Origin of the sequence: Shewanella sp. YQ_9 (assembly GCF_043103185.1) — a bacterium.
GTDB lineage: Bacteria > Pseudomonadota > Gammaproteobacteria > Enterobacterales > Shewanellaceae > Shewanella > Shewanella algae.
This window is the reverse complement of the sequence record NZ_JBICJO010000033.1, coordinates 1-22,726: the sequence shown is the minus strand read 5'-3', so window position 1 is coordinate 22,726 and position 22,726 is coordinate 1. Positions and strand designations below refer to the sequence as shown.

At 53.3% G+C, this 22,726-nt stretch carries 20 protein-coding genes and 1 pseudogene; 10 read left to right on the top strand and 11 right to left on the bottom strand.

Going from position 1 to position 22,726, the window contains the following annotated elements:
• Nucleotides 1-33: 33 nt before the first annotated feature.
• Entirely contained in the window at nt 34-1,023 is a 990-nt protein-coding gene (locus ACF8D4_RS09530) for a cytochrome-c peroxidase (protein WP_025887187.1), read from the bottom strand.
• Nucleotides 1,024-1,369: 346 nt separating this feature from the next.
• Between ACF8D4_RS09530 and ACF8D4_RS09525 the strand changes: the two genes are divergently transcribed.
• The 3 genes and pseudogenes from ACF8D4_RS09525 to ACF8D4_RS09515 all read left to right on the top strand — a co-directional run bounded on the left by ACF8D4_RS09525 (nt 1,370) and on the right by ACF8D4_RS09515 (nt 3,983).
• On the top strand, nt 1,370-2,134 hold the full coding sequence (locus tag ACF8D4_RS09525) for an ABC transporter substrate-binding protein (protein WP_082050208.1): 765 nt from the start codon (nt 1,370-1,372) through the stop codon (nt 2,132-2,134).
• Between the two features lie 52 nt (nt 2,135-2,186).
• A pseudogene (locus ACF8D4_RS09520) lies at nt 2,187-3,214 on the top strand (DUF2817 domain-containing protein).
• A complete protein-coding gene (locus tag ACF8D4_RS09515) occupies nt 3,207-3,983 on the top strand; it encodes an alpha/beta fold hydrolase (protein ID WP_164489451.1) in 777 nt (258 codons plus the stop codon). Before ACF8D4_RS09520 ends, ACF8D4_RS09515 begins: the two are co-directional and overlap by 8 nt.
• A gap of 65 nt (nt 3,984-4,048) precedes the next feature.
• Here the strand turns inward: ACF8D4_RS09515 and ACF8D4_RS09510 are convergent, their stop codons facing one another.
• A complete protein-coding gene (locus ACF8D4_RS09510; protein WP_345870206.1) occupies nt 4,049-4,456 on the bottom strand; it encodes a YccF domain-containing protein in 408 nt (135 codons plus the stop codon).
• Nucleotides 4,431-4,805: a hypothetical protein gene (locus ACF8D4_RS09505; RefSeq protein ID WP_208129326.1), complete on the bottom strand. Its 375-nt coding sequence runs from the start codon at nt 4,803-4,805 to the stop codon at nt 4,431-4,433. The genes ACF8D4_RS09510 and ACF8D4_RS09505 overlap by 26 nt, the downstream gene beginning before the upstream one ends.
• Here ACF8D4_RS09505 and ACF8D4_RS09500 point away from each other — a divergent pair.
• On the top strand, nt 4,804-5,742 hold the full coding sequence (locus tag ACF8D4_RS09500) for a 1-aminocyclopropane-1-carboxylate deaminase/D-cysteine desulfhydrase (protein ID WP_107110640.1): 939 nt from the start codon (nt 4,804-4,806) through the stop codon (nt 5,740-5,742). The two genes, ACF8D4_RS09505 and ACF8D4_RS09500, sit on opposite strands and share 2 nt — an antisense overlap.
• Nucleotide 5,743: 1 nt before the next feature.
• Here ACF8D4_RS09500 and ACF8D4_RS09495 read toward each other — a convergent pair whose 3' ends face one another.
• The gene (locus ACF8D4_RS09495; RefSeq protein WP_101059926.1) at nt 5,744-5,980 is read right to left on the bottom strand and encodes a hypothetical protein; all 237 of its coding nucleotides are present in this window, start codon (nt 5,978-5,980) and stop codon (nt 5,744-5,746) included.
• A 314-nt stretch (nt 5,981-6,294) separates the two neighbouring features.
• Nucleotides 6,295-6,468: a hypothetical protein gene (locus tag ACF8D4_RS09490; RefSeq protein WP_093983382.1), complete on the bottom strand. Its 174-nt coding sequence runs from the start codon at nt 6,466-6,468 to the stop codon at nt 6,295-6,297.
• 513 nt (nt 6,469-6,981) lie between these two features.
• Between ACF8D4_RS09490 and ACF8D4_RS09485 the strand changes: the two genes are divergently transcribed.
• Nucleotides 6,982-8,553, top strand: coding sequence for a mechanosensitive ion channel family protein (locus ACF8D4_RS09485; protein ID WP_392468621.1), 1,572 nt, complete (start codon nt 6,982-6,984; stop codon nt 8,551-8,553).
• Between the two features lie 108 nt (nt 8,554-8,661).
• On the opposite strand, the gene ACF8D4_RS09480 is transcribed toward ACF8D4_RS09485, so the two are convergent.
• The 5 genes from ACF8D4_RS09480 to ACF8D4_RS09460 all read right to left on the bottom strand — a co-directional run bounded on the left by ACF8D4_RS09480 (nt 8,662) and on the right by ACF8D4_RS09460 (nt 14,252).
• Nucleotides 8,662-9,738 carry a ketoacyl-ACP synthase III gene (locus tag ACF8D4_RS09480; protein ID WP_028780812.1) on the bottom strand — a complete coding sequence of 359 codons (1,077 nt, stop codon included), beginning with the start codon at nt 9,736-9,738 and terminating at the stop codon, nt 8,662-8,664.
• An 87-nt stretch (nt 9,739-9,825) separates the two neighbouring features.
• Nucleotides 9,826-10,497: a GntR family transcriptional regulator gene (locus ACF8D4_RS09475; protein WP_025011106.1), complete on the bottom strand. Its 672-nt coding sequence runs from the start codon at nt 10,495-10,497 to the stop codon at nt 9,826-9,828.
• 117 nt (nt 10,498-10,614) lie between these two features.
• On the bottom strand, nt 10,615-12,246 hold the full coding sequence (locus tag ACF8D4_RS09470) for an aldehyde dehydrogenase (NADP(+)) (protein WP_392468619.1): 1,632 nt from the start codon (nt 12,244-12,246) through the stop codon (nt 10,615-10,617).
• Nucleotides 12,247-12,309: 63 nt separating this feature from the next.
• Nucleotides 12,310-13,311: a 4-hydroxyproline epimerase gene (locus ACF8D4_RS09465; protein ID WP_028780814.1), complete on the bottom strand. Its 1,002-nt coding sequence runs from the start codon at nt 13,309-13,311 to the stop codon at nt 12,310-12,312.
• A 26-nt stretch (nt 13,312-13,337) separates the two neighbouring features.
• Nucleotides 13,338-14,252, bottom strand: coding sequence for a dihydrodipicolinate synthase family protein (locus ACF8D4_RS09460; RefSeq protein WP_208135878.1), 915 nt, complete (start codon nt 14,250-14,252; stop codon nt 13,338-13,340).
• Between the two features lie 187 nt (nt 14,253-14,439).
• Between ACF8D4_RS09460 and ACF8D4_RS09455 the strand changes: the two genes are divergently transcribed.
• Entirely contained in the window at nt 14,440-15,711 is a 1,272-nt protein-coding gene (locus ACF8D4_RS09455) for an FAD-binding oxidoreductase (RefSeq protein WP_028780816.1), read from the top strand.
• An 80-nt stretch (nt 15,712-15,791) separates the two neighbouring features.
• Here ACF8D4_RS09455 and ACF8D4_RS09450 read toward each other — a convergent pair whose 3' ends face one another.
• Nucleotides 15,792-18,119 (bottom strand): cytochrome c3 family protein, encoded by a 2,328-nt coding sequence (locus ACF8D4_RS09450; protein WP_208124842.1) that lies wholly within the window; start codon nt 18,117-18,119, stop codon nt 15,792-15,794.
• 340 nt (nt 18,120-18,459) lie between these two features.
• Here ACF8D4_RS09450 and ACF8D4_RS09445 point away from each other — a divergent pair, with 340 nt between their 5' ends.
• The 4 genes from ACF8D4_RS09445 to gmhB all read left to right on the top strand — a co-directional run bounded on the left by ACF8D4_RS09445 (nt 18,460) and on the right by gmhB (nt 22,502).
• Nucleotides 18,460-19,104, top strand: coding sequence for a 4Fe-4S dicluster domain-containing protein (locus ACF8D4_RS09445; RefSeq protein ID WP_025011103.1), 645 nt, complete (start codon nt 18,460-18,462; stop codon nt 19,102-19,104).
• A 14-nt stretch (nt 19,105-19,118) separates the two neighbouring features.
• The gene (locus ACF8D4_RS09440; protein WP_190532396.1) at nt 19,119-21,242 is read left to right on the top strand and encodes an aldehyde ferredoxin oxidoreductase; all 2,124 of its coding nucleotides are present in this window, start codon (nt 19,119-19,121) and stop codon (nt 21,240-21,242) included.
• 3 nt (nt 21,243-21,245) lie between these two features.
• Nucleotides 21,246-21,770: a hypothetical protein gene (locus ACF8D4_RS09435; protein ID WP_215794828.1), complete on the top strand. Its 525-nt coding sequence runs from the start codon at nt 21,246-21,248 to the stop codon at nt 21,768-21,770.
• 177 nt (nt 21,771-21,947) lie between these two features.
• The gene (gene gmhB, locus ACF8D4_RS09430; RefSeq protein WP_071237958.1) at nt 21,948-22,502 is read left to right on the top strand and encodes a D-glycero-beta-D-manno-heptose 1,7-bisphosphate 7-phosphatase; all 555 of its coding nucleotides are present in this window, start codon (nt 21,948-21,950) and stop codon (nt 22,500-22,502) included.
• Nucleotides 22,503-22,726 lie beyond the last annotated feature (224 nt).

Here is a 22,726-nt window from a genome sequence, read left to right as displayed (position 1 = left end):
CGCCGCAATGCGGCGCTTCTTTATGGTTATGAATTACTTGCCGAAAGGAACCGGCCTTGGGGTATCTTTATTGGATGGCGGCAGAATCGGCAGTTCAACCTTGGGCTGTTCCCCGGTCAGCGACTTGAGGAAGGCTACCATCTCCTGAGTTTCTTTTTCGGTCAACTTCTGGCCCAGCTGGATATCCGACATGGTGTTGACCGCCTCTTCCAGGTTCCAGACGCTGCCGTCATGGAAGTAGGGGTAGGTGAGTTCAATGTTACGCAGAGTCGGCACCTTGAACACCATCTTGTCAGCTTCCTTGCCTGTGACTCCCTTGCGGCCTTCGGCAGGGTTATCCGTGTGGAAAGGTTTGATGAGTCCCATCTTCATATACATGGTGCCACCGACCGCCGGGCCATTGTGGCAAGCGACACAGCCTTTGTCCTTGAACAGCTGATAACCCGCTTTGGCTTCGGCGCTGATGGCCTTTTTGTCGCCTTCCAAATATTTGTCAAAGGCGCTGTTGGGGGTCACCAGCGTCTTTTCAAAGGCGGCAATTGCATCTGTGATCCTGTCGATATTGACCTCTTCAGAGCCGTAAACCTGCTTGAAGCGGGCACGGTAAGCCGGCATGGAGGCAACGGTTTCGGACGCCAGCTCATGAGTAAAGCCCATCTCTTTAGGGTTGGCTATAGGACCTGCGGCCTGTTCCTTGAGATCTTTGGCGCGGCCATCCCAGAACTGTGCCAACATATAATCGGCGTTCAATACGGTAGGCGAGTTGATAGGACCTTCTTGCCAGGCATGACCGATCGAGGTTGGCAGGGCGTCGACCCCTCCCATGGAAAGGTTGTGACATGAGTTACAGGAGATAAACCCGGATTTTGATAATCTGGGTTCGAAGTAAAGCATTTTTCCGAGTTCGACCTTTTCCGGCTCGGTGATTTTCACCGGCTTGATAATTTCGATAGGCTCAGCCGCCTGAGCCGCAGTCATCCCGAGGGCTGCCGTTACAGCCATGACCAGTGCTTGATATCTCATTGCTATCACCTCTAATAGGCTTACTTTGTGTGTGGTTATTTGTCTATCATAGTGATGGGATAGAGGCTTTGACAGCTGTTAATATCGATTGGCTCCATCGTTGATTTAGATGGATTTTTTGTGATGATTGCCGCGGTTTTTACCTCTTGCTTTAGCTATCTTGTCTGAATCGACTTTTCTCACATTTTCATCCTGCATCACGCTTTGGGTAAAAGTGTGCTGAGGACGATACTTTTATCTTCCTGGCAGCGCTTATTAGGGCCTGTGGCTGACTGACATCGACAAGCTATACTCTGTTAACTTCCTGAATGCTTATGGGATTGGCCTTGGCAAACGGAGTGATACTATGGCAAGAACCTCAATCACCTTTTTCGGCCGGCCCGCGCTGTTCGTCCTCCTGTTGTTACTTTATAGTGGCAGCCCTGTGGCTCGCGCCGACACTCTGCAACTGAGCTCGCTTAATTGGCCACCCTACACTGGTCAGATGCTGGAACAACAGGGGGCTTGTGTTGCCGTGGTCAAGGCAGCACTCGCTGCCATGGGCCATGACCTCAAAGTCAATTTCTACCCTTGGAGCCGGGCGGTTAAATTGGCAGACATGCCTGGTTCACCCTATCTTGGTTACTTTCCAGAGTATTATCACCAAAGCGATAAGTTTATATTTTCAAAGCCCTTTGGCTTCAGTCAATTGGCACTGGTGGAGCAATCCCAGCGGCCAGTGAGCTGGCAACAGTTGCAGGACTTGCAGCGTTACAAGCTCGGAGTGGTAAAGGGCTATGTTAATACCGAGAGCTTGGACCGGGCCATGGACTCAGGCCGGCAACCCTTTGAGCTGGCCAATTCCGATGAACAAAACCTTCGCAAATTGGCGGCCGCCAGAATTGATGCCGTGGTGATCGACGCCAATGTTTATCGTTACCTGCTGCGGCAAAAGGGGATGGAGGAGTTGGAAGGCAAGCTTAAACTGAATCGGCAATTGCTGGCCAGCAAGGGCTTGCTGGTGGCTTTTCGAAATTCCGAAGAGGGGCAACGTTGGCGGGATATTTTCGACCAGGGATTGGCCCGAATTGATGCCAAGAGCATATTGGAGCAACACTTAAAGTATCATTGAGTTGTCATCCAAAGCGGTTAAATTGAGCACTTTACCCCAGATGGACGGGTCTGTGACAGAAAGTGCCTATGAGCTTGAACTGCTTGCCGAACTGGAGCATAAATACCAGCAACACTTGAACGCCAGGTCTTTGGCCCAAGTCGGCTTTGCCGGTAAGTCGCTCGATGTGCGGGCGCTGGAACTGGGGAACCCAAACGCCAGGGTGCCCACAGTGCTGTTCGTCGGCGGTGTTCACGGGGTTGAACGTATCGGCAGCCAGGTGATACTGGCGCTTCTTGGCAGCCTGTTGACCCGCTGCAGCTGGGATAAGCATCTGCAGTTGATGTTAACCCAGATACGGCTGGCGTTTGTACCTGTATTGAATCCCATCGGCCTTATCAGAGGAACCCGCGCCAATGGCAATGGGGTCGATTTGATGCGCAATGCTCCCATAGATGCCCGCGGCTCAGTGACCTTTATGGTCGGCGGTCAACGGCTTTCCCGATATCTTCCCTGGTATCGGGGCCGCAGCAATCAGCTGGAAACCGAGACCCGGGCGATTATTGACTACAGTAATGAACTTATGGCCCGCGGCAGTAGCTTGATTGTGCTCGATGCCCACTCAGGTTTTGGCCTGGTGGACCATATCTGGTTTCCCTTTGCCTGTAAGGACACACCTTTTGCCCGCCTGGGGGAGGTGTATCATCTAAAGCAGTTGTTCGAAATGAGCTACCCCATCATTGTCACTATCATATTGCGCCCCAAAGCCGCTTCTATCGCACCCACGGTGATATTTGGGATTATTTGGTCAGTTGTAACCCCCAAGTGCCTTTCCTGCCCTTAACGCTGGAAATGGGCTCCTGGGCCTGGGTCAAAAAGAACCCCAGGCAATTGCTGCGTTTCTCCGGTTATTTCAACCCTCAAAAGCAGCACAGGCTGCAGCGTATTTTACGGCGCCACTTTACCCTAATGCAGTTCTTGCTCGATGTGGGGTATGCTCAGGTACTGGAGCAACTGCCTGAACTTCATCGGCATCACCTGGATTATCAGGCACGAAACTTTTGGTATCCACAAGCGGCGGAGAAACCAAGTCATGACTGAGCAGCAAACCTGGGTGATGATCCGCGGCTTGATGCGCGATAAACGTCATTGGCAGGCCTTTGCCGATAATCTGCTGGCGGCGGGGTTTAGGGTGGAGCTCATCGATCTGCCGGGAAATGGCGATAGGGTGGCGGATACCAGTCCCTGGGATATTCAGGATTATGCCGACTTTGTTGCAGATGAAATGTTACGGCGCAAGGTGGGTAAATGCCGAATATTGGCTATCTCCATGGGCGCCATGGTGGCCATGACACTTGCCGGGATAAATGACACTGAAGCCGGCCGCCAAAAGGGATTTCAGCTTGAGGGGCTGTTATTGCTCAACAGCAGCGCCGCCGATCTTTCGCCTTGGTATCAGAGATTTCGGCTGCAAGCTCTGCTACGAGCCTTGTGCGCTAGAGTCAAAGGCGAGGGCATTCAATGGCGCGAGGCGACGATTCTTGCGCTTACCAGCCTTGCTCATGCCAAAGACAAGTCTCTGTGCCGTTTCTGGAGCCAACTGGCGCTTGAGGCCAAAACCACACTCGCCAATGGCCTGCGACAAATTGTTGCCTCGGCCCGCTTTCGCTCCCCGGCTAAGCTGTGGGTGCCGGCAACCATTGTTTATGGCTGTGATGATCGCCTGGTTTCGCCCAAGTGCAGCGTTCGCCTGGCAGCCAAATATCGGCAAAAGCCGATTCCTTTTTGCCGCTGTGGGCATGATGTGGCGCTGGATAGGCCTGAGTTATTGCTGGAGTTGGTGCAGCGTTTGAGTCGACAAACGCCTTAGACTTGTTTGGGTAAAGCCGGAGCCCAGGTCGAAATCGAAGCAGATATCCGACCTGGGCTTTGTGATTAATTAGAGGCGACCACTGTCTTGCCTATGGGCGTTAAAGAGAGCAAGGCCAGTTTCAGATGCTGAATGCCAAAAGGTATGCCTATGATGGTGACAAAGCAGGCCAGGGCGTGGGTCAGGTGGCCTATCGCCAGCCAAATCCCGAACAGCAGGAACCAGATAATGTTGCCGACCATACCCAGGGCGCCGGTGCCCAAGTCTTCGCGGCCAGAGAGCCTGTCGCGGCTGATATGTTCCTGACCGAAGGGCCAGAATGCCAGTTCACCTATGACAAAGCAGGCGCGGCCGAATGGGATACCTATGATACTGATAAAACAGAGTAAGCCGACAAACCACCAGGCCAGTCCCATGACAAAGCCGCCAAGAATAAACCAGGCAATATTAAAAATAAGACGTAAAATAGCCATTGAGTGCTCCTTTAAATGGCGGTTCAGCCACACAGTTTTGCTGTAAAGCTTGGGATATTTCGATTATTAGCCAGAAGCATGCCATAATTATAACCTGTTGAATAATATTGGATATTGCTATTTCTGAGCCTAGGCGGATGGCGGCGGTTGGTGATTTATACCAATAAGTAGCGATAATCATCACAGAGTGGAGCCGCAATGGATTAGCCTCCAAGCCATCACTTAGTCGGCATAAAGCCAACTGGTGCCTGTGAGGATTTGTGGCCTGAATCCTGTCCTCCTTGGCGGCAAACACATACAATAGCCATCCCTTGCACACCTTAGCCTTGAAATATATCGCCAGTGCCATGTCTTTAGCCGATTTCAAACTGGATAAAACCCCAGTTCAAGCCTTTGAGTTTCGAGGTCATCAGCTGTTTATCAAGCGCGATGATCTGCTTCATCCCAGTTTCAGTGGTAATAAGGCGCGCAAGTTCCGTTATTTCCTCGACCACGACTTTCCCGGTATCAAGCGCCTGATAGGTTATGGCTCGGCCCAGGCCAACTCACTCTACTCTATGGCGGCGCTGGCCGAACTCAAAGGTTGGCAGCTGGACTTTTATGTGGATCACCTGCCGGAATGGTTGCAGCAGCAACCCCTGGGTAACTATCGCGCCGCGTTGGAATTGGGCGCACGGGTGATTGCTGTAAAGAATACACCCAAGGCCGAGTTGATGACCGGCATGACCCTGGAGGACTTTGTCAGGCAGCATATTGTGCCTGAGTGCGAGCACAGCCTGTTTGTTCCCGAAGGGGGCCGCTGTAGTTATGCCGAATACGGCGTGGCTCAGTTGGGCGCCGAGATTTTACAGTGGCAGCAGCAACAGGCTACCCATAACCTCAAGCTGTTTTTGCCATCGGGGACAGGTACAACGGCACTGTTTCTACAGAAGTATTTTTGTGAGCAACAGGCTGATATTGAAGTGCTGACCTGCGCCGTGGTCGGGGGAGACAGTTACCTCAAGACCCAGTTGCTTGAGTTATCGCCCGATGAGGCATTGCATCCAACTATTGTTACACCCGAACGCAAGTATCATTTTGGCAAGTGTTACCCCGAGTTTTACCAACTTTGGCAAGAACTGGAGCAAAGCGGTATCCGCTTTGAGCTCTTGTATGATCCACTCGGCTGGCAAGTGTTGCTCGACTTCTTGCGACGTGAGGGCCACAGCCAGGTATTGTATCTGCATCAGGGGGGGCTCCTTGGCAATGAGTCCATGCTTCCCAGATACAGGCGTAAATACGGCTGATTCAGACCAGCTGGTTGCGCTTGAGGATTTTATGAGTGCGCTCAGCCAAGCACTGCAAGGATTTGAGATCGGCAAGCCCAGGCACCTCGTCATCGAGACGGGACTCCCAAAAGCATACCTCAGTGTCCAACATCTCCAGCATTTTCTTGGAGCAACCCAGGCATTTCCCGCCGCATAGGCTGGCTTCCGGCAAGTCCAGTGGAATACAGCGCCGGATCTCGCTAAGCAATGAGCGCATCGCTTCCGTGGTATTCGGTTTAATGGAGCCGGGTTTAGTCGCTCTGCTTTTAGTGGCTGTGATGGATTGATTCAAGGCAACACCGACAGGTAAGTTTGTTAAACATCAGCTTAATTCAAGTGGAAGGGTTGGAGAATGATCTGGCGCTTGATTTACTGTTTATCGCCATTTGGTCAGGCAGCTTCCCGGGATCACGGGAAAAGGCCTTGACCAAATGTGATGTTCTACCCGATTGCTGCTGGATAACAGTCCAATCTGCCTGAGCATTCGATACAGTGAGAGGATAGGGGTATCGAGTGGGTATTTCGACAGTCTTACTTATTGGCGCTCAGCAACCACTTCATAAACTTGAGGGTTTCTGTACGCTTTGAGAAGGTTTGCTTCTTCTTGCCTTTGCTGTCGGTAAAGGCGATTGAGTTTTTGTTGATGGAAATTGAATCTACAGGGAAATTTACTGTGATTTCATGTCCGTTTACTTTGTATGACATAGGCCACACTCCTTATTTTCTGTTAGCGCCGATATTGGCGTATACAATCTTAACTATAGAAAATCCTTAGCATTTATTGCGAAAGATGCGTTGGTTGACTATTGAATGTACCCAGTTTGTCAGCCTTTATCAAGCCCCCGACAGACTGAAGTGCATACAGACACTCCGGGTGTCAGTAGAACATCAGACCATCGCCGCAGCACAGAGTTCACCACAGCTGTGTGACATTTCAATTAAACTCAGGAATTGTTAACTGAACGAATTTACTTAAGCGGCCTGGAGCGAGATGGGACGAGCTGAGGGTACCTTAATATCGTCGGCAATTATATCGACAGTTGGCTATAAGTCAAGCAGTATAAATACTGAGCCGATATATCCGGAACTACATGTTTCTGCTACTCTTTTTTGCTAAAGGTGCCAATAGCTCCCTGGCGTACTCTGGCTTGAACACAGCTTGAAGTGCTTACACCGGATGGATTGGTACCTTATCTTATAGTGGCAAGGAGCGCGTTAATGAATAGAGTGTTGATTGGCATAGGATTATTTATTCTGTTGCTCTGGCCTGGGTTATGTCCGGCGGCCGAACCTGCACCGGAAACGCCAAGCGAGCAAAGTGCTGCAGCGGCTTATGAGTATCGCGACCCCTTGTTCAGGGATACCCCCAGAGGCGCCCTGCAGGGCTTTACGCAATACGCCAGAGACGGGGATTACCAAACCGCGGCCGAGTATCTGGATCTGCGCTTTCTTCCCGCCGGCATGACAGCGGAGCAGGGGCCGCTCTATGCCAGGCAGTTGCTGGCGATTATCGAGCGTAATCTCTGGCTCAACCCGCAAGAGCTGGATGATACCCCGGAGGGCAAAACCGACGACAAGCTGCCCGCCTATCGGGAGGGATTTGCCCGTTTGGAAGCCGAAAAAAAGGCCTATCAGCTCCTGTTGCAGCGGGTGCCTAGCTCTGAATACGGCAGTCTGTGGAAGGTTTCCAATGCCACGGTTGCCAAGCTCCCAAAACTTTACCAGGCCTTGGGCTATGGCCCTGTGGTGGAGTGGTTTATTGAACACATTCCTGAAGGACGGCTGTTTACCCTGAATCTGTGGGAATGGGCCATGATGCTGGCCTATCTGGCGCTGGCGTTCTTATTCGTGGTACCTGTGACCTGGTTGCTGCAATGGCCGCTTTCACGTTCATCACACCCGCTTAAGGCTGAATTGGGCGCCTTTATTCGTGGCCCTCTGAGATTCTTTGCCGCTGTGGCACTCGATAGAGCCATGCTTGCCAACAGTACCTTGAGCGCTGCGATGCAGGAGATAGTCAACACAGGCTTTTTCTTTATTCTGGCCACAGTTTGGTTGATATGGGCTCTGGTGGGGCTGGCACAGAGCAGCCTTAGGGTGCGCTGGATAGCCAAGGGCAACAAACAGGCGGCCTCCTTGTTGCGACCTCTTGGAAATTTTCTGCGGGTGGCCCTGCTGAGCTTGGCGACCTTATTATGGCTTGAGCATCTGGGTTTTAATGCCGGCACCATACTGGCCGGGATGGGTATCGGGGGACTGGCAATCGCTTTGGCCTCGAAACAGTCGATAGAAAACCTGATTGGCACCATCACCCTCTATTCAGCCGCGCCTATCAAGGTTGGCAATATCGGTAATTTCGGCGGCGTTCGCGGCACAGTGGAGGAGATAGGGCTACGCTGTACCCGCATCAGAACTCTGGATCGTTCTGTCATTCATATGCCCAACGCCAAGTTGGCCGAAATGGAGATAGAGAATATTTCAGAGCGGGAGAAAATCCGTTTCAAGACAGAGATACGTCTCGATTACAGCACAGATGCCAAACAGCTGCAGGCGATAATCAATGATATCAAAGCCTTGCTAAAGCAGCATGAGAAGGTGGACGAATCACCGATGCGGGTCACTTTCAAGGGTTTTGGCAACGCCGGGCTCGAGTTGAATGTACTGGCCTATGTCGGCACCACCAGTTTACCGGTTTATCAGGAAGTCGCCGAGGAGTTGCAGCTGGGGATAATGACGATTGTCGCCGAGCACGGCAGCAAGATGGTGCCCGTATGGCCGGTTTCGGCCTGATGCCCAAGATTGAAAACGGCAGAGGCTAAAGCCGGTATAGGCAATGGCAATAAAAAACGGTGCCCACGGCACCGTTTTTTAAACAGATAATTCGACTCAGGCTTTATCTCAGGCCTTATCGCGATGGCAGAAATAGTCTACCGCGCGTTTTACCAGCTCAATACCTGTCTGCTCACATGGCGGCAGGCTGGCATCGCTCTGCTTCAGCGGCGTGACTCTATCACCCCATTTCAGCAGCAAGGCAGCGCTGGTGAGGCCGGCACCAAAGGCACAGGAAAGAATATGTTGTCCTGGCTTGATCATGCCTTTTTCCAACGCATCACAGATGGCAATAGGAATGGTGGCTGCCGAAGTGTTGCCATAGTTGGCTATGTTGACGAAGGCCTTCTCTTTGGGGATCTTCATTCTGTGTACCAGAGTGTCGATGATCCTCTCGTTGGCCTGATGGGGGATAACCCAATCAACTTCCTCTTTGTCCAGACCACACTTCTCCAACACCTGGGCGCTGAGTTTGCCCATGCCGTTGATGGCGCGTTTGAAGATCTCCTGGCCATCGAATTGGATGTAGAAGTCCAGTGACTCGGCAACAAATCTGTCCATACCTGTACCAAAGCTGGCTTTGAGAATGTCGCGGCCACCTGGATCATTGTTAAGTTCATAGCCCAGTACGCCACATGGGCTGTCTGTCGCTTCCAGTACCACGGCACCTGCACCATCACCGAACAGTACCGCGGTTTCTCTTCTTGACCAGTCGAGGTAGAAACTCAGACGTTCGGCGCCGACCACCAGGACTTTCTTGCATTGACCACTCTTGATTTGAGCGGTTGCCAAGCCAACCCCGTAGAGAAAGCCACTGCAGGCGGCATTGATGTCAAAGGCGGCGCAGTTGGCGCCGACATTGGCCTGTACTGTTGAGGCTATGTTGGGGATCAGTGTGTCCGGGCTGGCGGTCGCCAGGATAATCATGTCCAGTTCGCTGCCTTCGATGCCGGCGGCGGCCAGCGCATGCTGAGCGGCTACAGTGGCCAATTCCGAGGTGTTGACGTGGCTGATATGGCGCTGGCTGATCCCTGTTCTGGGTTTAATCCATTCATCGGAAGTGTCGATAAAGGTGGCCAGATCATGGTTGGTCAGTACGGCGGGGGGAACGCACTTTCCCCAGCCGGTAATAGTGGCGTACTGCATTGAATTTACTCTCAAAATAAAAAGACAGAAGCCAGATCTGTCTTTTGGACAACTAAAGCGCTATTGCTTGGAAAGGGTCGTGATTTTTCAGCTCACCTGTTGGGCTACCAATTCACGAATGGCATTGGCAGCGTGCAGTATGTGGGCCCTCAGCAGGACCACGGCCTCATCTATTTTCTTTTGCCGACATAATTGCAGCAGATCCCTGTGATCCTGCTCGGCTCTGGGGATCCCCCCTGTCAGCAACAACTGTAAGCGAATATAGCGATCACAGTTGGTGTTCAGACCATGTACAACTTCCATGGTGTGGGGACGGTTGGCGGCGCGGTACAAACTTGTGTGGAACTCTGTGTTGAGTTCGCTCCAGCTGCCCACGGCATTATCCTGTTTAAAGGCGGATTCCAGTTTGTCCAGTACGGCTTCGGCCTGACGCAGATCTTCATCCTGCAGGTTTGGAATGGCTTTGGCAAGGAGATCAGTTTCAATCAGTGCTCTGAGTTCAAATAACTCGCTGACTTGCTCCACCGACAATTCGGTAGCCGTGGCGCCCTTATGGGCTTCAAACTTGACCAAGCCTTCGGCTTCCAGTTGCAAAAGGGCTTCCCTGACCGGAATCCGGCTGACATTCATCTCTTCTGCCAGAGCGCTCTGACGCAGCGGTTCGCCGGCTGCGATTTCACCTGAAAGAATTTTCTCCCGCAGCACTTCGACCACAACCTGGGTGCGCGTTTTATGAACGATGGGCGTAGTTCGGCTCATAGATCCCGTCTTTGTATACGTTATTCGGTTTTGATCCGAATAAGACTACAGCGAATGCTCAGATAAATAAAGGGAAACCACTTGGGTTTCCCTCTGCAATGCCGCGCAAGATGTGCTTTAGAAGTAGCGTGCGCCTGGGTGTTGATCCGAAACTTGCCCTTGGTTGAAGCTGTTTGTCAGCTCAGAAGGCAGGTTTTGCAGACTCAAAGGCCTGAGAAAGCGCGCCATAGCCTGAGTGCCTACCGAGGTACTGCGCAGATCTGTGCTGGCGGGGAAGGGGCCACCATGGTTCATGGCATGGCAAACCTCGACGCCAGTTGGCATCTGATTAAAAATCAGTCTGCCTACCTTGTATTGCAGCGCCTCCAAAACGTCCGGATAACCTTGTAAGTCGCTGCTGGTGGCATGGACACTGGCGGTTAACTGGCCATCGAGCGCCTGGATCACAGCCTGCAGTTCGGCTTCACTTTTGACCGTCACCAACAGGGCGAAGGGGCCGAACACTTCTTCCATTAGATCAGGGCTGGCAAGCAAGCTCTCGGCACCGGTTTCCAGCAATAGTGGCCGGGTATGATGCAGCGCCGCGGCGGCTTTACCCTGAGCCAGCAATTCAAGGGCCGGATTGGCGAGCAGCTGCTTGCTCCGGGTTTGAAATGACTCGGCAATTCCCGGGGTTAACATGGGAGCCGCCTCGGTTTCAGTGATAGCCTGACTCAGGACGCTACGGTAACGTGCAAGGGCTTTTTGGCTGGATTCGCTGTCGGCCAATGCCAGAATAAGCCCGGGGCTGGTACAGAATTGCCCCTGAGCCATCAACATCGACTGATGTTGATGGCCGGCGAGGGTTTCTGCCTCGGCTTGCAATTTACCCGGCAGCAGCAGCTGTGGGTTGATTGAGCCCAGTTCGCCATAAAAGGGAATGGGTTTGGCTCTGGCGGCGCAGCAATCGGCCAGGAGCCTCCCTACCTTGAATGAGCCGGTAAAGCCTACTGCCTGAATACCGCTGTGAGATACCAAGCCAGTCGATAGCTCTGGCCTGCGTCCCTGCAATAGGGAAAATACGGCGCTTGGCATATCGCAGCGAGAGGTAGCGCGGGCAATGGCGCGGGCCACCCGTTCACTGGTGGCCGGGTGTGCAGGATGGCCCTTGACAATCACGGGGCAACCGGCTGCCAGTGCCGAGGCACTGTCACCGCCGGCGGTGGAAAATGCCAGCGGGAAGTTGGAGGCACCGAATACGGCAACCGGCCCGAGAGGCAGCTGGGTCAATCTGAGTTCGGGTTTGGGCAGCGGCGTGCGATCGGGGTTGGCTTTGTCTATCAACAGAGGACTTGGCGTCTCTCTGAGCTCTGATGCGAACAACCTGAGCTGATTGGCGGTGCGGCCAAGTTCGCCGTTTATCCGCGCTTGTGGCAGGCCGGATTCCAGCATGGCTGCCGCCGTGATAAGCACGCTGTCGTTTTCAAGCTCGGTGGCGATGGCCTCCAGGAAGGCGGCCCTGGCTTGCGGCCGTGTTTGCCGGTACTGAACAAAGGCGGCACCGGCCGCTGTGACTGCCGCATCTATCTGGCGCTCGCCGGCTTCAGCGAAACTGAGCGCCAGCGTTTGATTGGCGACCGGGTCCAGGCTTTGAAACCGTTCGACATCTGTCTCACTCTGCCATTGCCCGGCGATTAGATGTTGGCCGGTCAGTTGTGACGCTAACTCCTTGACGAGCGCCTCACGGCGGTTGGGGATCTCTGTTGTCATGGGGTCTCCTTTAATGTGTGGGCACTTGAGTCTGGGCTATCCAGTGTTGACTGTGATGACAGCTCACAGCACCTGGAATCCATAGGCGTAAGGGTCCTCATCATCAACCAGGATACTGTTGTGCCCGGTGACTCTGGCCCAGCCTTGAATACTGGGCAAAATAGCCTCGAACTGGCCGACGCGGGTGGTGCCTTCGATACGGCCGATAAACTGGCTGCCAATGATGGATTCATGGGTGTAACTGTCTCCCGCGTTGAGCAGGCCTTTGGCGTGCAGCTGCGCCATCCTGGCACTGGTACCTGTGCCGCAGGGCGATCTGTCTATCGCCTTGTCACCGTAAAACACCGCATTGGCGCCATTGGATTCCGGGCTCAGACAATCGCCTGTCCACAGTACATGACTGATGCCCTGAACTGTGGCGTCATCCGGGTGAACACATTCGAGCTGCGCCCTGGCCGCTTCCCGTACCAGTGGGCTCCAGCGCAGAATATCGGCGGCGCTCCATTGCCTGAGTCCGGGAAAGTTTTCTTGCGGATCCACTATTACGTAAAAGTTGCCGCCGTAGGCCACATCGACCTTGAGGCAGCCAAGGCCGGGTACGTCGATGACTTTATCCGCATGGGCGAGATAAGCGGCAACGTTGTAGAGCTTTACCCAGTCGACTTTGGCGCCACTGCGTTGATACTCGATGCGTATTTGGCCTGCGGGCACATCGAGCAGCAGTTCACCTTCCCGGCGCGGTGTCAACAAGCCGGCTTCCAGTGCGGCGGTGACTGTGCCTATGGTGCCATGGCCGCACATGGGCAGGCAGCCACTGGTTTCGATAAACAGAATAGAGCCGTCGGCATCGGCCGAGCAGGGCGGGTAGAGAAAAGCCCCTGACATCATGTCATGGCCTCTGGGTTCGAACATCAACGCCTGACGGATCCAGTCAAACTGTGAGAGAAAATGCTGGCGTTTTTCGCTCATGGTCTGGCCCTTAAGTTCAGGATGGCCACTGGTTACCAGGCGTACCGGGTTGCCACAAGTGTGGGCATCGATACAGAAAAAAGTCCCTTTGAGCATAAGTTCTCCTTGGTGCCGCTCTTGGCTCAGTCCAGATTGTACTTGTCGAGGTCTATGCGCGTTGCCAGTGCCTGCTCAAGCAGTTGCTGTACATAGGCGCGCTCTTCGCCTTCCAGAGGCAATCTTGGCATGCGTACATGTTCACTGCCGCGTCCCACCAGTTCTTCAGCCAGCTTGATGCACTGTACCAGAGTCGGGATGGTGTCCAGTCTCAGCAGCGGCATAAACCAGCGATACAGCTCTCTGGCTTCCTGCAGTCGGCCGGCGCGGGCCAGGCGGTATAAGCTAACAGACTCTCTCGGGAAGACATTTGTCAGGCCGGATATCCAGCCATCGGCTCCCAGAAGCAGTGACTCGAGGGCAATATCATCGACACCGCAAAAGACGATGAAACGGTCGCCGAAGCGGCTCTGCAGTTCGGTCAGACGGCGGGTGTCTGTAGTCGATTCCTTAATGGCGACTATGTTGGGCTCTTTGGCGAGTTCGGCGGTCATTTCCAAATTGATGTCCACTCCATAGCTCACCGGGTTGTTGTAGATCATGATGGGCAGGGTGGTTGCGCGGGCGACGTGGCGGTAATGCGCCAGCACTTCTCTGTCTGTGCCGCGATAAACCACGGCGGGCAATAACATTAGGCCATCGACACCAAGAGCGGCCACATCTTTGGCGTATTCGGCAGCTTGCTCGGCACTGTGCTCGGTGCAGCCGGAGATCACCGGAATTCGCCCGGCGACGGTTTCGACTGTATGTTTGATAAAGGCGCGCTTCTCGGCCGCGCTCAGAGAGGCGTTCTCGCCCACAGTGCCCAGCGCTATGATGCCGTCAATGCCGTCGTGGATCAGGGCTTCCAGCATACGGCGATTGGAGTCAAAGTTGATTGAGCCATCGGCATTGAATTGGGTTGAAATTGCAGGATACACCCCTTGCCAGTTTGGTTTCATGGTACAGACCTCTTGTTGATTTAGTTGTTGTTCTTTATCCCTTGCGGGCTAACAGCTGTGGATATTGTCAGAGATAAAGTATATTGTATACAAAAATATTTAACCAAACACAATCAGTGATCGTGGTGATTGGGAAAAGCGTTTCGTTATTTAAGGCTTTTGGCTGCCCGGCGCAGGGAGAAAACAGATGAACAGCAAACAAGATGGCACAGTGTCCTCAAAGGGAGAACTGACGGTTTTAGGGGGCGGCATAGTCGGGCTTTGCTGCGCCATAGCCGCGCAAAAGCAGGGATTCAAGGTGAGCCTGTTGGATAAAGATGAGCCGGGGCGAGGGGCCTCTTTCGGTAATGCCGGACATTTTGCCACCGAGCAGATGTTTCCGCTGGCGTCTTTCTCTCTTGTGCCTCGGCTCCCTGGAATGTTGCTGGACCCGCAAGGCCCGTTTCGGATCCGTCCCGGGTATTTTTTCAAAGCCTTGCCTTGGTTTTGCCGCTTTATGGCCAATATGTTGCCCGCCAAGCGACGTAAAAATGGTGCGGCGATCGCGGCTTTGAACCGTGAAGCCATAGGCGCCATGCGTCGGTTGCTGGCACAAGCCGAGGCCAGCGAGTTGATGTGTGAAAACGGCAGCCTGCTGTTGTTCGAGCGGGATGAAAAAGCGGCCCGGCAGGAGTTTGAGGCCTATACCAAGGCCAGTGTGGCGGTGAAGCTATTGAGTGGTGATGAAGTCAGGCGGCTTGAGCCTTCGCTGTCCGGCAATATCAAGGCTGCACTGTTTTTCACTGAGGTGGCGCATACGCCATCACCTTTTGAACTCTGCAAGCGTTTGGAGTTGCACTTCAAGGCACTCGGTGGGCAGGTGCTGCGCGCCGAGATCGATAAATTGCAGCCGGACAAGCAAGGTGTCCGCCTCGGTGACAGTCAGGGGCAATCCTGGCACTGCGACAGACTATTGCTCTGCTGCGGCGCCTGGTCCAAACCCCTGGCGCAGCAATTGGGCCATGAGGTGCCGCTGGATACAGAACGCGGCTACCACCTGATGATGCCGCAAGTCAGCGGTTTGTCTCGCCCTGTGGCGTCGTTCGAGCGTAAGTTTATCATTACCCCAATGCGCGGCGGTACCCGTTTGGCCGGCACTGTGGAGTTCGGCGGGCTCAAGGCGCCCATGGATCCCTCCAGGGCCGATTGTTTGCTGCCCCATGCCCAGGCGCTGCTGCCAAAGGTATTTTCCTCTGCCAGTGCCGAACAAGGTGAGCGCTGGATGGGGTTCAGACCCTCTTTGCCGGATAGTTTGCCGATACTGGGAGCGAGCTTGAAGCAGAAGGGCGTTTGGTTTGCCTTTGGTCATCAACATCTTGGGCTGACCTGGGCGGCGATAACGGCAGAGTTGCTGGCCAGCGAGTTTGATGGTGACGAGCCGGCGTTATCACTGCATCCTTACCGGATTGACAGGTTTTGAGCCCGGGAGCCTGTTCACATTCAAATGCAAAATAGAAAAACGGCGCCGAGGCGCCGTTTTTGCCGATGGGAGCGAGTGGGTCAGTCTTTGAGGCCGTGCATCATGTCGACGCCGGTATTACGTCCCTCGGCGTGACAAACGGCGCAGCTCTCGCTGCCACTCTGATAGACAGGGCCGCCGCTGGCATCTTTGCGGAAAACACCGCCGAAGGCTTCGGCATGGCTGGCCCATTTTTCCACTTGGATATGACAGCCACCACAGGCTGCAACCGTGGGAGAATACTCGGCGATTTGGCCTTTCTCGGTTGCGCCGGGAGTGGCAACCAACACGGAGGCGCTCTGACTCAGGCCATCCAGCGTAAGCTGGCCCTTGATATGACAGGCGCGGCAATCACTGGCCGGTTTCGGATAGGTGGCCGCCTCTCTGTCGGCGCCCATTCCGGCCACAGTGCGGGTACCACTGTGCAGCGAATGCACCATTTCCCTGTAGTTCAGACTGTTGTTCAGGGTACGGATCGCTTTTATTTGATCCATGCCAGGAGTGTGTTTCAGTCCGGCATTCAGGTACATGTTAGTGCCATTGTTGTGGCAGTCGTTGCAGCTCTTGTCGGTCAGGGCCGTAGCTCCTTGAGGCGCATGACAACTGCCGCAGCTGTCATTGCCCGGCTGGAAGCGGCTCGCCAGAGTATGAGCGCTGACAACCCGCTGCTGCATGTCGCTGTCATGACAGCGCCGACAGGCAGCCTCATCGGCAAGGGCTTTATTACTCGCCGCAGAGCCTGTGAGTGACAAGGGGTTATCGGCAATCACCTCGATGCGGGTAGCGCTTGTATCACAAGCCACAGCAAAGCCTGTCGCGGGATCGGCGCAGACAAGCAGTTTGGCTTGCACCCGAGTCTTGTCCGGCTCACCAAAGTCCGCTGCCTGAAGCGGGCCTATGGCAGCGCTGAGGCTGTGTCCCTGCATGGCCAGGCTGACATCGGCCCCAGGGTTGGCCAAATTCCAAATTTTGCGCTGACCGTTGTTGAGCGGGCGATTGGCAGGTTCGGGATCGCCACTGACCGTTAACCACAATGACTCTATGGCCGGATCGCCTGCAGGCAGACGGCCTTGGCTGCGAAAATCCAGGCTGATACTCAGCTTGTCGCCATCAATAGCGGCGGAGGAAAGCGCAAAGGCATACTCCTGTTTGATGAGTTTGCTTGTCCTGCCAAGGCTCAGGTGGATTTTACCCGCGCCCTCTGGGTTGCTGGCATCCGGATGGCAGCCTGAGCAGCTTTGTTGCCAGCCTCTGGGGAAGAGTTCTCTATCGTGGAATAAAGCACTGGCGCTACCATTCCAGCCCTCGGGGGCATCCTTACTGTGGCAGCTCAGGCAGCTGTTATTGCCGGGAATAAAGTAGTGGTTGGCCTGCGGCGCCGCATCGGGAATATGACAGCTGTTACAATCCTTGATATCACCGGGATAGTGCAATTGGCTGTAGTCATATTCATGGCCCTGATAGCCAACGACCTTGTACTCGCCATGGTGAATTTTGTGAGTCAGGGTCGCCATATCAAGCGCCGAGCCGGTTTCTGGGTCGCCCGAGTAACTGGTGTGACACATGACGCAGCCTTCAAAGGCAAAACGCTTGCTGCCGTGCATCAACAAACGCGCCTCACTGTTATCCCTGTCACTGCCGTGGCAGCGATAGCAGGCCTGCTGCTGATCTATCAATATCCGGCTGTCTTCGGCAGCGGCGGCTTGGCCGGTTGCCGGAATAAAGTCATAGACACTGTTGATCAGCATGCTGCTCAGAGAGCTGTCTGCAGCGGGCTTGAGTTCCAGATAGACCCTGTGAGTCTTGTCACTCTCGTAATGGGTATCGAGCCCTTCAAAGCTTGGGTATTGATTGAGCGTCTTGCTGAATTGATAGCGGTAACGCCCCTGGCCCAGGCTCTGTAGGCAGTCGAGTTTGCAGTCACTCTCAATCCCGGCTTGCCACTGCGCTGCGGCCTGGGCTGTGGCACCTGTACCCGGCTCAACCAGTTTATTGATATAGCTTATCCATTGGGGAGCGCGGCTTATCTCATAGCGTCCCTCTGCTGGCCTTGTATCGCCGTACATGGGTTGAGCACTGCCCAGCTTGGCTATGCCCATGGCCAAGGCTGATACCTGCTCCAGTTGTTCCAGTCCGGTCACGGCAACGCCGTTGGCGTCGCTTAAGAAAAAGTCGACCGAAACCCGGGTTTGCTCATCTATGGTTACGGCTTCGATATTGGCCTGCAGTGATTTGGCTTTGGCAATATTGATCCCCACTTCTCCCGGAGGACCCACCTGGCCGTCATCGCCATCGGAACATGCAGCCAATAAGCAAACCACCAGTGGGGATAGTTTCCACCAGGCGTTTTTAGGCTTGAATTTCATCATTTCCCATTCCTTTATGTTTTAGATTCTGTCGGGATGTCTAATTAGGAATGTATGCAGGCCTTAATCTATTTAATTTGAATAATTTATCTGTGACCATCGTCAATTTGTTCCAGCTATAACTGATAAGCGTAGGTTTGGTCTAAGTTGTTTTTTCTGATTTTTTAAAGAGTGAAAAATTAATATTTGATTTGAGTTTTAGTTAATGAGTTTGGTCGGTTGGCCTGTGAGTAAATGTGACTCAGATTGGGAAAAAATGTCTGGATTTAATTAGCATGAATTGTCGGGTATTTGGTGTATGCATATTTAAATAATATTTCTTAAACTAATTAAGGAACGCAATATGATTACCAGACGAGGAATGCTGAAAGGGAGTATGGGAGCAGCCGTAGGCACTGTCTATGGTGGAACGCTCATCAGCTTTCTTACCGGTTGCGGCAGTGACAATGACAGCGATGAAAAGGTTGAGGTGTTACCCGGTGGCTTGATGGTGGTTAATCCGGTTATCTGCGTCAGTTGCCGTCGCTGTGAAATCGCCTGTGGCTGGAACCATGAAGGCGATTGCAGCCCAACCCTGGCAAGGGTCAAAGTCGAACACAACATGAACTATGGGCCTCATGGTGTGCAGTTTAATTACACAGAGCAGCGGGGGGAATGCGGCGATCGCACTGTGGTGCCTGCCACCTGTCGTCATTGTGAAGTTTGTACACAGGTATGTCCGCAGCAGGCCATTTCAACTCATCCTGAAACCGGCGCTAAAGTGATAGATGAAAAGCGCTGCGTTGGCTGTGGTTATTGCGCCGATAAATGCCCGCAACAAGTGATTAAAGTCGTACGCAGCAAAATGAAAGCCGTGAAATGCGACCTGTGTCAGGGCGAGCCGGCCTGTGCCCAGGTTTGTCCGACAGGTGCGATTAAATTTTATACCTGGGAACAGGCGGAAGCCGCGCTCGAACAATATGAAAAATATACTGGCCTGATCGGTTAATGAGGTAATTGAAAATGACAGATAAACTTGGCGGATGGGCTGGTAAAGTATTAAGGGTTAATTTAACAACCGGCAATATTACGACAGAATCAACAAATAAATATCATGACTATATAGGTGGTATGGGGATAGGCTACAAGATCCTTTGGGATGGCCATAAAGATAATATCAAGGCCACAGATCCTGAAAATATTATTGTATTCTCAGCCGGTCCGCTAACCGGTTCTGGGGTGATCTGTACGGGTCGTACCACTATAACTTCCCGCAGCCCGGTGATTAAAGATCATCTGATCTCCGATGGTCATTTCGGTGGTCACTTTTCACCGGCAATGAAATATGCCGGATTTGATGCCATCGCCATTGAAGGCCGCGCCGCCGCACCGGTATGGCTCAGGGTTGAAGACGGTAAAGTCACGCTGGAATCGGCTGCCGCGCTCTGGGGCAAGGGGATTTTTGATACCCACGCCATGATAGCTGAAATGATGGGCCCCAATGCCCAGGTGGCTGCCATAGGCCAGGCGGGGGAGAATCAGGTGCCGCTGTCAGTGATTATGACTCAAGGTGGACACTCAGCCGGAGGCCATGGCGCCGTGCTCGGGTCAAAAAACTTCAAAGGGATAGGCATCATAGGTACAGGGGCCGTGGCCATTGCCGCCGATAATGCCAACATGCGTCGGCTCGATGACCATATTCTGGGGATTATAGGCGCCAATAACCAAGGGGTTGTGCCTTCTACTCCGCAGTCCTGGGCCGAATATTCCAATGGTATCAGCCGCTGGAAGGCGCGTCCCGGGCTCAAATGGGGGCAGTCGGATCAGCAGATTGAGCTGGGCGAGGTACCCTGGAATGAACGTAACAAGGTAGGCTTCCGTACCTCAATGGCCGAGATGTACTTCGGTGAAGAGTACGCCAACAAGTGGATGAAGCGTACCGGTGGTTGTCATGCCTGCCCCATTCGCTGTTTTTGTGAACTCAAGGTGCCTGAGCTGAAACAGAAATATGGTCGTAAGAGCGAGCATATCTCCAACGTCTGTATGGGATTCCTGGCGCCTCAGTATCTGATGGATACCAAGAAAGGTTCGGAAGAGCACGCGATGACAGGTGCTCTGGGCGGCAACCTGATCGACGATTACGGCATCTGGTGTAACTATGGCCTGATTTCGCACCTGTTCAAGTACCTCAAAAAACACGATATGTTCCAATATCTGTTGCCTAAAGAGGAGTTTGACAGCATCCCATGGGATCTGTGGGACAAGAAAGATCCGGCGTTTCTTATCGATTTTTACCGCCGTATAGCCTATCGCGAAGGGGAAATTGCCCATATGGCCGATGGCATGTCAGATCTGATTGAACGCTGGAAACTGGATGGGCGTAACCCGGATCTCGGTTATTGGGATATTCACAAAGAATCCTCGGTGAAAATTTTCAATAAGAAGACCAACGCCGCCGTGCACCATGCCAGCGAGACCGCAGGGCAGGTGGGCACCCTGATCAACATGGTGTTCAACCGTGATGCCCAGTGTCACTCCCATATCAATATTGTTAACTGTGGCTTGCCTCAGGACATGATAGAAACCATAGCCGCCGAATTCTGGGGCGAAGGGGCTTTCGATAAGGTGAAATGGTATACCCCAATCAACCCGGCCAAGGTTAAGTTCGCCAAGTGGTCTTTGGTGAAAAACGTGCTGCACGACTCATTGACTCTCTGTAACTGGATGTTCCCCTTGCTGGCTTCGCCGGATAAGAATCGCAACTACCGCGGAGACAGCACCATAGAATCCCAGATGTTCTCTCTGGTCACAGGCAAGGAAGTGACTGAGACTGAGCTCGACTTTATGGCCGAGCGGGTACTGCATCTGCACCGAGCGCTGACCATCATTCAAATGAATGAGATGAATATGCGCAATGAGCACGATGTGCTTTGCGACTGGGTTTACGACCTGGATCCCGACAAAGCCTTTGGCGATGAAGGCACCATCAAGATGGACAGGGACGATATTCAAAAGGCGTTGGATATGTTCTATGACGATTTTGGTTGGGACAGGCAAACCGGGGCACCGCTGAGGTCAACCCTGGAAAAATTCGGCCTGGGTTACGCCGCCGATGCGCTGGAGTCCCGTGGCTTGTTGCCGGGATAAGCCATGCTGGAACTGGTGGACTTTATCCGGTTGTTCAGCCAACACGGACGCCTGGTTTCCCTGCCGCAGCTGTTGGCTGTGGCGGGGGATGACTCAGAGAATACTGTGGATGCGGTGCAAGAATATATCCGTTTGATCCTGGCGCCTGAACACAGGGATCTGAAGATGCGCATATCTGAGGATGAGCACTTCTTCTATTCAGACCGTTACATGGTAGACAGCTATGCCAACCGTTGGTTGGCACTGCAACGCGGGGAGGTTGCCGCGACCCTGGCGCAGCAGATACGCGAAGCCAGTTGTCGCCATACCGCGGTGCTTGAGGCTTCAGTTTTGGGGTTTCCCCCCTACAACCTGGATGCCGAAGCGCAGCAGGCGCTGCGACAACAATTGCTGGCGATGCCGGAATATGACGACATACGTTATGACATAGGCCGCGATGGCAAGGGGTATTACTTTTCTACCGATGGCCTGAGTCCTGAATATGCCAGAGTGCTTGCAGACTACGACCCGTTTGAATGGTCATGCTGAGCCCGGAAGTCTGATGTCTCCCTGCGGGCGTGCTCCCGAACATCTCCCACCCCGGGCCTGAATGCCCGGGTTTTTCTTATTCTATGTCCTGAAGCCCACGACATAAGTTTGTTACCACAGTGCATTTTGCCCCAATGAGTGGAATAATATCGCCATTCGCTTTCTGGGAGGCAAACAGTGAACCGAGCGGTTTTTTTGGATAGAGATGGTGTAATCAATGTCGATCACGGCTATGTGCACCAAATAGATGATTTTGAATATATCGAAGGCGTCTTCGAAGCTTGCCTGGCGTTGAAACGACAAGGCTATAAGCTGGTGGTGGTGACCAATCAGTCAGGGATTGCCCGTGGACTCTACACTGAAGAGCAGTTTGCCAGCCTGACCGAATGGATGGATTGGAACTTTGCCGACAAGGGCGTGGATCTCGATGGTATCTATTACTGCCCGCACCATCCGGAGAAGGGCATAGGTGAATACAAGCAGGATTGTGACTGCCGTAAACCCAAGGCCGGAATGATCAACAGTGCTGCCAGTTTTCTTAAGCTGGATCTTGCTGCCAGTGTAATGGTCGGTGACAAGGCCGATGATATGCGCGCCGCCAAAGCGGCGGGGATCCCGGTGCGGATCCTGGTCAGAAGTGGCAAAGAGGTGACTCAGGAAGCCATGGATGAGGCGAGCGTAGTACTGGATAGCATTGCCGATGTACCTAAATATCTGGCATCACTGGCCTAATTTGGCGGATTATTGGACTTCTTGGTGTAATAGTAATCACTCGAAGACTTTGATAAGAAAAATCGCCTTTTAGGGGTTGCGCAAAAATTCAGGCTCCCTATAATGCGCAACCACTGACCCGCGACAGGGTCTGGAAGTCAAAGATTCAAGCATCGAATGCTTTAAGTTGAAATGCTTGGCTGGCTTCTTTTGCTCTTTAACAATCTATCAAGCAATCTGTGTGG

Excerpts from the sequence above, each read along its gene's own strand:
- ACF8D4_RS09530 (WP_025887187.1), bottom strand. The coding sequence starts at position 1,023 with ATGAGATATCAAGCACTGGTCATGGCTGTAACGGCAGCCCTCGGGATG.
- ACF8D4_RS09525 (WP_082050208.1), top strand. The coding sequence starts at position 1,370 with ATGGCAAGAACCTCAATCACCTTTTTCGGCCGGCCCGCGCTGTTCGTC.
- ACF8D4_RS09515 (WP_164489451.1), top strand. The coding sequence starts at position 3,207 with ATGACTGAGCAGCAAACCTGGGTGATGATCCGCGGCTTGATGCGCGAT.
- ACF8D4_RS09510 (WP_345870206.1), bottom strand. The coding sequence starts at position 4,456 with ATGGCTATTTTACGTCTTATTTTTAATATTGCCTGGTTTATTCTTGGC.
- ACF8D4_RS09500 (WP_107110640.1), top strand. The coding sequence starts at position 4,804 with ATGTCTTTAGCCGATTTCAAACTGGATAAAACCCCAGTTCAAGCCTTT.
- ACF8D4_RS09505 (WP_208129326.1), bottom strand. The coding sequence starts at position 4,805 with ATGGCACTGGCGATATATTTCAAGGCTAAGGTGTGCAAGGGATGGCTA.
- ACF8D4_RS09495 (WP_101059926.1), bottom strand. The coding sequence starts at position 5,980 with ATGCGCTCATTGCTTAGCGAGATCCGGCGCTGTATTCCACTGGACTTG.
- ACF8D4_RS09490 (WP_093983382.1), bottom strand. The coding sequence starts at position 6,468 with ATGTCATACAAAGTAAACGGACATGAAATCACAGTAAATTTCCCTGTA.
- ACF8D4_RS09485 (WP_392468621.1), top strand. The coding sequence starts at position 6,982 with ATGAATAGAGTGTTGATTGGCATAGGATTATTTATTCTGTTGCTCTGG.
- ACF8D4_RS09480 (WP_028780812.1), bottom strand. The coding sequence starts at position 9,738 with ATGCAGTACGCCACTATTACCGGCTGGGGAAAGTGCGTTCCCCCCGCC.
- ACF8D4_RS09475 (WP_025011106.1), bottom strand. The coding sequence starts at position 10,497 with ATGAGCCGAACTACGCCCATCGTTCATAAAACGCGCACCCAGGTTGTG.
- ACF8D4_RS09470 (WP_392468619.1), bottom strand. The coding sequence starts at position 12,246 with ATGACAACAGAGATCCCCAACCGCCGTGAGGCGCTCGTCAAGGAGTTA.
- ACF8D4_RS09465 (WP_028780814.1), bottom strand. The coding sequence starts at position 13,311 with ATGCTCAAAGGGACTTTTTTCTGTATCGATGCCCACACTTGTGGCAAC.
- ACF8D4_RS09460 (WP_208135878.1), bottom strand. The coding sequence starts at position 14,252 with ATGAAACCAAACTGGCAAGGGGTGTATCCTGCAATTTCAACCCAATTC.
- ACF8D4_RS09455 (WP_028780816.1), top strand. The coding sequence starts at position 14,440 with ATGAACAGCAAACAAGATGGCACAGTGTCCTCAAAGGGAGAACTGACG.
- ACF8D4_RS09450 (WP_208124842.1), bottom strand. The coding sequence starts at position 18,119 with ATGATGAAATTCAAGCCTAAAAACGCCTGGTGGAAACTATCCCCACTG.
- ACF8D4_RS09445 (WP_025011103.1), top strand. The coding sequence starts at position 18,460 with ATGATTACCAGACGAGGAATGCTGAAAGGGAGTATGGGAGCAGCCGTA.
- ACF8D4_RS09440 (WP_190532396.1), top strand. The coding sequence starts at position 19,119 with ATGACAGATAAACTTGGCGGATGGGCTGGTAAAGTATTAAGGGTTAAT.
- ACF8D4_RS09435 (WP_215794828.1), top strand. The coding sequence starts at position 21,246 with ATGCTGGAACTGGTGGACTTTATCCGGTTGTTCAGCCAACACGGACGC.